The following is a 10,677-nucleotide window of genomic DNA, read 5'->3' as shown; positions in this document are numbered from 1 at the left end:
TTACTTAGATATATAAACATACCCTATCCCCCTCTATATGGCAAATCTAATCAAAGATAGCTCAGAAAACAATCATTTAGAGAGGTTTTAGTAAAAGTATGGAAAGAAAATGTGAATTTTCATCCAAAAAGCCCAACAGCTGTATTTTTTGATATAAAGAGGATTTCGGTACTGCCTTTGTGAATGAAATGAGGTTGATTTCGTCGTTTAAGGGCGAAATTCTGAATCAACCCTGCTAAATTAAAATTAGTCCTTGTCTCCCAAATTAATCCAATCTCCATGAAACCATTATCCCACCTTTTCTACATAAACAATGACCATCATACAAAAAAACTCATATTCATCCCTCCGGTAAATCAGATATAATAGAAATAGACTAATAAAATTTAGAAATCAGGGGTAGCTATATGAGAGCAGAAAGAAGCAGAAAAAAGAAGAAAAAGACCTGGGTGAAGGTCCTTCTCATCACCTTAGCTGTATTATTGATTGCTGCAGGTACCTATGCATTTACGGTATATAACTCCTTTAGCAGCGCTGTCAACAATATGCACGAAGAAACAAATCGTGACGGTTCAAGCAAACGGACCGAAAACTTAAGTCTTAAGAATCAGACACCATTCTCTGTGTTACTGCTTGGTGTCGATGAACGCGAAGGGGATAAAGGACGTTCGGATACGATGATCGTCTTGACCGTCAACCCAATCCTAGAGTCTATTAAGATGGTCAGTATCCCCCGTGACACACGGACAGAAATTATTGGTCGCGGGACAACCGATAAGATAAACCACGCTTATGCTTTCGGCGGTGTCGATATGACGATTGATTCAGTTGAGAACTTCTTAGATATTCCGATTGATTATTACGTGAAGGTGAATATGGAAGGATTTGAGGATATTGTCGATGCCGTTGGCGGAGTAACTGTGGTCAATGATTTCGCCTTCACTCAAGACGGACACAGCTTTGCTGAGGGTACGATCAAGTTAAACGGAAAAGAAGCACTTGCCTACTCCCGCATGAGGAAGCAAGATCCACAAGGTGACTTCGGCCGCCAGAAACGCCAGCGTCAAATCATCCAAGCCGTTATCAAAGAAGGCGCGAGCCTATCTACGCTTGCTAACTTTGATGGTATCTTCGATGCATTAGGCAATAATGTGAAAACAGACATCGCCTTCTCACAAATGGTGACCATCCAGAAGAACTATAAACAGGCTGCCAAGTCTTTAGAACAAATTCAAGTGGAAGGCAGCGGGACGAAGATTAACGGGATTTATTATTATGCTGTTCCGGATGATGCTAAGTCAGAATTGCAAGCAACTCTTAAGAAACATTTACAAATAGAGAAATAAAAAAAGGGAATCCAATAGGATTCCCTTTTTTTATTCTCATTCATTCCAATTAGATTTACTCTCGTCGTACTATGTTACATAAAACTATCTTTCCTCCATTACAAACAGATAGTACAATAGAACCAGTATGTATTTTAGTTATATTAAAATAATTTAATAAAAAGGAAGGAATTATTGTTTATGAACCGAAGAGTACTCATACTTATGCATGGAAGACTCCCCTCAAAACCAACTAACGGATTAGCTGTTTCAGTTATCAGAAGAGCAAACGCACTCACTAAAGCTGGCATGGATTGCGAAATCTTAGTTCATGCTCATTATTTAGATTTCGATCAGGAACTTGAAAGACTAATCAGAAACGAAATTCTTCATCCTAACATAAAAGTTCGCTATATGTGGAATGAGCTAGCAGCCGACCACTATAATGATACAAGGGCACAAAAGCTTAATGCTATAGAAGAAGAGGGCTATGTCACATTACCTGATAAGACACGAAAGAATATTTACAGATCTTACAGGAACGGTATTTATGAGAAATTTAAAATGTACCGAGACAATGGTACAATAAATTTCATCGATTATCTCCAACCTAATTTCACTCGGGATAAACGTGAATGGTACGATATGAAAGGCTATGTTCGAAAAGTTGAATATATGAATCCAGCTAAAAATACGCCGATAAGAACGTTACACTTGAACAAAAAAGGGAATTGCTTTTTAAGCCTCGCTCATAGTTCTGCAGACAATAAGGTTAACCATGCCCTTTGGTTTGATGAATACGGCCAATATAAAGCTGAATTTGCAAATGAAGATGATTTGTTGCTCTACTGGTTAGAAAATATGGTTCTTAAGGATACTAGAGATACTATATTGATCTCAGAGTATGCGTTTAAATTCCCAGTACTATCAAGAATCAGAAACAAAAATATTCCTATTATCTATACCTTCCACAATAACCACTTCGCTGCACCATATACATATGGGAGCCCAATCAAAAAAGAACTTGAGTACTTCCTTGACCGCCAACAACAGGCGGATGGTGTCGTTTACTTAACAAATGCGCAAAAAATAGATATTGAGAGGCAATATGGGAGCAACCAAAATATCTTCCATGTCCCTCATCACGCTCCAAAAATTGATATCAAGGATGCTCATAGAGATCTTAAGAAAGTGGTCTTCATTGGCCGTTTTGCACCTGTCAAAAATCCTACTCACGCAGTTATGGCATTCAAGAAAGTTATTGAAGCCGTACCGGATGCGGTATTGGAGCTTTACGGATGGGGTCCTGAAGGAGAGGCCATTAGTACGCTCATTCAACAATATGGACTTGCAAACAATGTTAAATTAATGGGATTGACAGAGAACTCGCAGAAAATCTTTATGAATGCTAGACTATCCGTTATGCCTTCCGATTATGAAGGCATGCCGCTCACCATGTTGGAAAGCATGAGCTGCGGATGTCCTGTAATCAGCTACGACTTCAATTACGGACCACAAGACATGATTAAACATGACGTCAATGGAATCATCCTGAACAAAGGCGACATTGAGGGAATGGCGGATAGTATCATCCAATTACTAACTAATGTTAAGAAAGCCAATTCGATGTCATTAGAAGCAAGAAAAATCACTGAGGAATTTAGTGAAGAGCGGTTAATCTCTGATTGGATTCATGTTTTCCAAACGATTGAAGACCGAAAAAAAATCCGTTAATCTTGTATAAAAATACAAAGTCGCCGCGGGATCCCGCAGCGACTTTGTCATTTACACGTTAGGCTGTGATTTCAGAGTCAACCCGATGACTTGAGTGAGATCCACTACTAATCTCATCAATCGTTTCCTTCCAAATCATTCCGATATTATCTATTTCATATCTCTTTACATTTTCAATTGCCTTTTTGGCCAAGGAGTTTCGCTTTACTTCATCCCCCATCAATTCCATTAAGGCATCTGCAAACTTCTCTATGTTCCCATCTTCGACAATAAGACCATCCACATCATGTTCAATAATCTCAGCTGGCCCTTTAGGACAGTCGAAGCTTACTACCGGCACACCCACTTGCATGGCCTCTACAATAACCATGCCGAATCCCTCGAATCGCGAGCTCAATGCATAGATAGATGCCTTCTGTAACTCTTGCTCCATATTTTGAGTTGGCCCCATCAGAATAACATGATTATATAAGCGATGCTTTTCAATCAGTTCCTCTAAATTGGCCTTTTCACGGCCGCTTCCAAAGATTTTCAACTTCCAATCAGGGTATTTCTCATGGACAATTTTGAAGGATTCAATTAATAGATCAAACCCTTTTTGGGGAACAAGTCTTCCAGCTGCGACGATTGTCTTTGACTTCAGAGACGCCGTAAGACCCTGATATTCAGGAACAGAGTTAGTGATCTTCTTGACAACTACACGCCCATCGGAGAGCAATCGTTGATAATCTTTCGTATCATCATCTGTCAAAGTGGCTAAGTAATCCAGATTCACATAATGCTTGAGTATGGACTTCTTTAGCTTCTCTGGATAGATTTCGAAATTCAGATGCTCTTGCCCAATGATCGTGACGCCTTTATTGGCATATTTCGTTCCAAAAATATTAAAGCTCGGTCTAGTCGTAATCAAAATCCCTGATGTTATGGTTTTGATATAGTTGTACATCTTGATATCCGTAAGCACTGAGAACAGGTGGATTGCCTCATCATCGGAATGGAGCAATCTGCTCTTCATTCGTAAAAGTCTATTGGCAATTCTTGTTTTGAGACTTCGATCATTTTTCTTTCTGTTCACTTTATCATGTAAGACAGTAATCTTAATTCTGGGATCGATAGCAAAGAACGGAACTCTTCTATGCCTTAGAACACTAATGATTTCAACGTCATAGTTTTCCTTCGCTAGAAAGTTGGCTACGTTCAAGACTGTTCGAATCGTCCCTCCCATTCCATATATATCTAAAACTAAAAAATGAATCCGCATGACATCAATACTCCTTATTTACTAGAATGGCCAAAGACTGCTTGAATCACATCTTTAGAGGCTTGGCCTTTCTCCCAATGACAGAACTCTTCTCTAAATCGGTCATACTTTTCTTTATAGGCCGGTGTGATGCTATCAATGTGCTTTATCGTATCGAATAATTCATCTTCTGTCCGCACAATAGGTCCTGGTGCTTCGTTTTGGAAATCCATATAGAATCCGCGGATCTGTGAGCCATATCGATGAATATCATAGGTAAAGAAAATCATTGGACGGTTAAGATTAGCATAATCAAACATAACAGAAGAATAGTCCGTCATAAGAATATCTGAGATTAAATATAATTCCTGAATATCATTATAGCTGGAGACATTATATACATAATGATCTAAGCCCTTTAAGCGTATACGAGCAGCATCTCGATAATGGAGCCTCAATAATAAAACATACTCTTCCCCGAATTCCTCAATGAACTTATCCATGTTGAATTTAAACTCGTATGGATTATGCTGTTTTCCAGAATGGAAATCATAATCTCTCCAAGTTGGTGCGTATAAAATCACCTTCTTGTCAGCAGGTATATTCAATTTTTCTTTAATTTTTAATGCCTTCTCTAAACGCTCTTCCTTGTAGAATAAATCATTCCTCGGATAACCGACATCAAGCATTTGCTTATCAAACTTAAAGGCCCTCTTCAAAATATCTGATGTATATTTATTTGGTCCAATCAAATAGTCCCATCTAGCATTACGTCTCATCAATGCAGGAGATGTATTCTCGGCATATGACGGGGAACCGGGATCGATATCAAAGCCTAGTTTCTTAAGCGGTGTTCCATGCCATGTTTGCAAATGAACGGCATTTTTTCTTTTCTTATAGAAATCCGGGAAGTTCCCGTTACTAATGAAGAACTTCGACCGTGCCATATAATAGTAATACTTAAACGAATGAGGACGGACAATGATCGCTTTCCCAGGCAGCTCATCATAAAGGTTATTTAAGACCCAGATATACTTATAACCCAGATTCTCTTCTATCATTTGCTCATAAATGGCTCTTGGACTGCAAGAATAACTTTTCCCATGGAAGCTTTGGAAAATGACCATTTTCTTATTCATCGGCGCTAACTTGTTCATCAGCAAATAGAAGCCTTTTCGGCATCTTTGTAATTGCTTCTGAATACGTGGTCTATTCTTGAACTTATCCTCAAAGGTTGCGATAACCTTCACCGGGTCAATAAACATTGTGAAAGCAGAGAAACCATGCTCCAGCTGCAGCTTACATTCAATCAAATCAAAGTTAATCTGTCTTAATAAATCATCGATTTCTCCTTCTAACCCTTGCTCTTTCAAATCAATTACGGCCCTGAATTGGAATTCTAACGGAGATTTACCGGCTTTACGTAAATGCCAAGAAGCAGACATTCTATATTTTTTTCCAAACTCTCCTTTAAGCAGGATTTCTCCTCCAGTAATCTCAGGCAATGATTTATTAGGAGGCTGAATATTTAACTTCCCTGTAATTTCGATCTTATCATCTTTAGCTTCTACCCTATCAACGGATTTCACATTGATTTGGTCACGGCAAAGGATAGCCACCTCTTCATGTAATGTGTAATAAGGCTTAATCACGAATGCTGTCCCGTCAGGATAATACATAAGCTGCTGCGGAATGGAAATAAGCTTTTGCTTATTGCGAATATCATCCTGCCTAGTCACCAATCGGACCTCTTGCTCTTGGTAACCAAGATACACATCCCAAATTCCTTGCATAAACAGGCCTTTATCGACAAAATCGGCTATATTGATAGAATAGGAAAATTGAGAGTTATCCAGATTGATTGTTTCCTCATGGTCGACCTCTGAATCTCGCAGCCTAAATACTAAACGCGCCTTATGAGTGATCTTATGATTAAGGTCATTCTTGTCAATTAAACTTCCATTCAATTGAATGTACCCATTTTCAGAATAGATGCTTGCAACCTCTGCCTGCAGGTTTTCAATCTTCGCCGACAGGGTGAGTGAGCCATTCTCTTCTACATCCAAATAAATCCGTTTGATTCCTTCTTTAACAGGGAACTCTGCCATATTATTAAAGACAAGTTTATCAGGTACCGTAACTGGCAGAACCATTTCCTCATCTTCATACTTTAGCTTAAGCGCAAGCTTTACTTTATCCGTTACTATCGTACTGAAAAATGAATGATTTAATTGGAAATCCAGATTGAATTCATTCCATTTCTCTTCACGTTCCATACCTGTGAGAAGAATAGATTGAGCCTCTGATCTAGTTTTCAAAATCAGTTCCTTTTCGACAAATCGGGAATCTTGGACATCCCAGTTAGGAATATGCACTTGCCCCTTTATAATAAGATGCCCGTCTTCACTGAGCGTCAGCATCTCTGTCTTTAAAAATGCGTTTCTTGAAATGAATTTAAATGATAAGTTCCCTTTAACTGTTGAATATAATACGACCGATTTATTAACTTCCCTGATAAATATAGGATCAATCTCTAGCAGGGCTGACATGGTATTCATAACCCGTTTCTTCCGAAGCTCACCCTCTGAGTCCGTATACTGAACGTAAGCGTCCAGTATGCCGCCTTCTTCCTGCCAGATTGAATCATTCAAGGGAATGATAGCATTATACATATTGTTGCTAAACGTGAGTTCCGTCTGATATTGGCTCATCGATGAGCGTTCCTCCAAGAGAAACTTTCCATCCCGAAACTCCTCAAACTCCCCATCCACCTTAAGACTTATCAGAATCTCATTTGATGTCACCGACACATCATATAATGAGTATTTCGATTGATGTTTGGGTTTCCAAATCAATTCGAGTACATTCATTCATTACACCTCTGTCAAATCTCTATTCTTAGCCCCTTCCATTCTACTTAAGTGAAAAGGACACTTTTACTCCGCATACCGCAAAAAATTTCAACCTCTTCTATAATAACCTAAAGCCCCATTCTTTTGATAAGTTTTCATCAGATTCTCAGCTTATTTTTTCACAATACGATTAAAACCGACAAAAACTAGTATCCCCCTCTTCCTTTTGTCTAATTTTTCACTTCATTTGTTATGGAAAGCAGTCGACATATAAGGTATACAATTGGCTACAATAGCTATTTAAAAATCATTCGTTCTATCCTGCTATCCAAAACACCCGACATATCATCACCCGCAAAATAGCAGTCCAATCATACCTCAAGCTAGTCGGATTCCCAGCTTTCAGGCGTTATCTCTTAAGACTCTAGATTTCATAAGCGACACAGAACCATTTTTACTGAAACAAAAGTTAGGAATATGCGCTCCACTGTTGACCAGTATATAAAATAAGCAACAATAGGTTCTTGTCCTTGTATCTTTCATGATCTCCTTTAATATTCTACTCAATTGTAGAAAACAGTGTAATTATACTCTAAAATATTGAGTAAGTTTTATTATTTATTACAACATGGAGGGAACAATGAAAATCACAACGACAACTCTATCCTTTAACTCAATGTCCGGTAATATGATTGTACGTGGGAGAGCAGATGGATTAACTCAACATTTTCAAATAATCTTCAAACCAAGAAAAATGGACAGTCAGCTAGAAAAACCCTTTCAATTCTCCAAACTTATTCAGATTAAAGATGATCAGTTCGCGTATCAAACGAATATAAATGATATACTTGAGAATTACGATATTGCCCGCGAAACTATTTTCGACCTTTACTACTGCTATAATTCTACCGAGGAACGGATAGATGCGAATGATTTAATCATCGTAAATCCCATAGAATATCATATATTAAGCAAGCATAATCTATATCAAGCTAAGCCATATGTCACAGGAGATAACAAGATTTCGATTCTCATCAAACCAGTGACCATTTCTGCCGAAGTAAATGACTTGAGCTATCATGAAGGAAAGTTGGAACTTTCGTTTACATTAAATAAAGAGATAGCAGAAACAGTATCAGTTCAGCTATCCTTCAGAAAGAGAGAATATAAGGATTTATTCGTATACCACCATCAGAAAACCTTACCTGCCGAAACACGCACAACTTACACATATTCAGCAAAGGCTAATATCTTGAATATGTTCAATGAATCGCAAGAAGATGATGTAGCTTGGGACGGTTTTGTAGAACTCAACGGCCAGAAGCAGACCTTGATTCTTCCGCTTGTGGTGCCTAAAAACTTAACAACGAATACCTTTACGTACACTCCTTTTAGCGAGCATAGCCTCTATCAGGCTAAACCGTTTATCAATGGTATGGATGCATTAGCCATCTATATAAAGCTGAGAAATATTCAAGTTCCTGTCGGTATTGATATTGATGAACGTACTATCCATTTGAATGGAAAAGTCAGCCTAAACAGTTTTGATTTCTCATCTTTTAAGACCGCCATCGTAGCAAAGAAACGTGCTAAGAATGGCAGCCGCTTTGAGTATTATGAAGAGATATCCTTCCCGGTCCATCTCATAGACCACTCCTTCAATAAAGTAATTAACATAGATGAGCTATGCTCGCAAATACTTGTGAAGGCAGAGGATGTATGGGATCTCTTCTTAAGGCTGACAGATACTAAAGGAACGATAACAGATATTGTGATTACGCCAAATAGAAAGGAGACTAAATTCGACTACCTGCCGTATGATTCCTTTATGTTCAAACTGTATGTGAATGGAAAGGGATATTATTCATTCTTCTTCAAAAGAGTAGCCCAACGGAAAGCAAACGCGACGAAGGTAGCTGTACTCGGCTCTTGCTTCAGCAGGAACCCATTTAACTCAACCGCCTACTTTAATCCTGATTATAAGGACTATTATGATTGCATCATGACACAATTTCATTCTTCAATCGCCAGTTTGATGTCATCCCCGATGCCGCTCAATCCTGCTGAGCTAGGGAATATGAGCGCACGGAATATTAACTATTTGAAGAGAGACTTTGAGAAAACATTCTTCACGGATTTAGAACAAGCTAAGCCTGACTATTTAATCGTGGACCTCTATGCCGACGCTGCAAGGGAAATGATTAAATTCGATTCAGGAAGCATTGTGAGTGCCAGCCTTCTATTAAGGGAAACGCCGCTTTACCAATCTTTCACTAATTTCTCAATCATCTCGCATGCCAATAACGACGAGTATTTCAACGAATGGAAGAGAGGCATGGACCTATTTGCGGAAAGAATTAAGGCAATCTTGCCTGAGGACAGGATTATTTTGAATAAAGGTCGTTTTACGTATAAATATATCGATCATGATAAAACAATTAAGAGCTTTAGCAACCCTCAGATGATTAAACGAAATAATTATTTCTGGGAACGACTAGACAATTACTTCTTATATAAGCTACCTAAAGCCCGAGTGATTGACTTGTCTGATACGAAATATACTGGTCATTATAAACACCCTTTCGGAAAAACCTATTCTCACTATGAACCAGGCTATTATAAGGAATTCATCAATCGCCTAAACAAAATTGTATTGAGTGATTCCTCCTTCTAATTTTTCACTGGACTCTACTAAAAGAAACGAAAGACTTTTAGTAGAGTCCTTTTTCCTATTGCCCTTGATTCAATTGGTAGAGAATACAACAGTACAGCAAAAAACTTTAGGGAATTTTAAAACACATAATCAAAAGAAGCTTTTACGCTCCTTAACATGCGACTGCACTTTTCCCTCTCAACAACTTCAGCAATCCTAACTCTCTAAATAAACGCTATTCATTTAACAAAATAGGTCTTTTTACATATATTTTCCCTGCCAATTTTTATTATTATGTATAATAGGTAGTCCTAATGATATAATTATCATTCGAAAAGAGGAGATAAAAGCGGTTCTTAAGTGTGTAAAGAATATAGCAGTAAGAGTTATGATACTAGGAGGAAGATGTAATGAATATGTACCAAACTCCTGAGGATATGTACAAAAGGAGAAAAGCAAAGAGGAATATCCTTTATGCCTCCCTTATTATCGCGGCAACAGGGATCGTCATAGGACTTCAGTTCATTTTATATTCTGTTGAATAACACTTTATAATAATGATAGCAGGAAGAATCTCCATTCCCTACTAGCGATCCTTCTGTTCCTCTTACGAACCTTAAGTTCTAAATTAAACGGAGATATTGACCATTTATTTTCTGTTCTCTCATTTTTATCCGTTCGGTTTGTATAAGTAAATTGCTTCATGAAAATAGACTTACAAGAGAAGTATGAGCAACTTTCTATGATTATTATAAGTCCATTGCAATATTTACAAATCATTCCTTAATATATACTATTATTTGAAAAAGTGTGATTATTTACTCCTTAATTCTCTTGATTACTTCTACTATTATTAAAATAAAAGATAAATTG

The 10,677-nt window shown here is 37.8% G+C and carries 6 protein-coding genes; 4 read left to right on the top strand and 2 right to left on the bottom strand.

Annotated elements, in window-relative coordinates; genetic code table 11:
* Nucleotides 1–407: 407 nt before the first annotated feature.
* Together tagU and AC52RT_RS09855 are read left to right on the top strand one after the other, a co-directional pair.
* Nucleotides 408–1,346, top strand: a complete 939-nt coding sequence (gene tagU, locus AC52RT_RS09860; protein WP_495540583.1) for a polyisoprenyl-teichoic acid--peptidoglycan teichoic acid transferase TagU — start codon at nucleotides 408–410, stop codon at nucleotides 1,344–1,346.
* A gap of 180 nt (nucleotides 1,347–1,526) precedes the next feature.
* Nucleotides 1,527–3,059 carry a glycosyltransferase gene (locus AC52RT_RS09855; RefSeq protein ID WP_495540582.1) on the top strand — a complete coding sequence of 511 codons (1,533 nt, stop codon included), beginning with the start codon at nucleotides 1,527–1,529 and terminating at the stop codon, nucleotides 3,057–3,059.
* 58 nt (nucleotides 3,060–3,117) lie between these two features.
* On the opposite strand, the gene AC52RT_RS09850 is transcribed toward AC52RT_RS09855, so the two are convergent.
* Nucleotides 3,118–4,320 carry a glycosyltransferase family 4 protein gene (locus tag AC52RT_RS09850; RefSeq protein ID WP_495540581.1) on the bottom strand — a complete coding sequence of 401 codons (1,203 nt, stop codon included), beginning with the start codon at nucleotides 4,318–4,320 and terminating at the stop codon, nucleotides 3,118–3,120.
* Between the two features lie 14 nt (nucleotides 4,321–4,334).
* Nucleotides 4,335–7,169 carry a CDP-glycerol glycerophosphotransferase family protein gene (locus AC52RT_RS09845; protein WP_495540580.1) on the bottom strand — a complete coding sequence of 945 codons (2,835 nt, stop codon included), beginning with the start codon at nucleotides 7,167–7,169 and terminating at the stop codon, nucleotides 4,335–4,337.
* 622 nt (nucleotides 7,170–7,791) lie between these two features.
* Here AC52RT_RS09845 and AC52RT_RS09840 point away from each other — a divergent pair.
* Both AC52RT_RS09840 and AC52RT_RS09835 read left to right on the top strand, forming a co-directional pair.
* The gene (locus AC52RT_RS09840; RefSeq protein WP_495540579.1) at nucleotides 7,792–9,825 is read left to right on the top strand and encodes a DUF6270 domain-containing protein; all 2,034 of its coding nucleotides are present in this window, start codon (nucleotides 7,792–7,794) and stop codon (nucleotides 9,823–9,825) included.
* A 389-nt stretch (nucleotides 9,826–10,214) separates the two neighbouring features.
* Nucleotides 10,215–10,349, top strand: a complete 135-nt coding sequence (locus AC52RT_RS09835; protein ID WP_495540578.1) for a hypothetical protein — start codon at nucleotides 10,215–10,217, stop codon at nucleotides 10,347–10,349.
* Nucleotides 10,350–10,677 lie beyond the last annotated feature (328 nt).

The organism is Peribacillus sp. (assembly GCF_059453735.1).
Note: the sequence above shows the minus strand (reverse complement) of the source record. Positions and strands in the feature narration are given on the sequence as shown.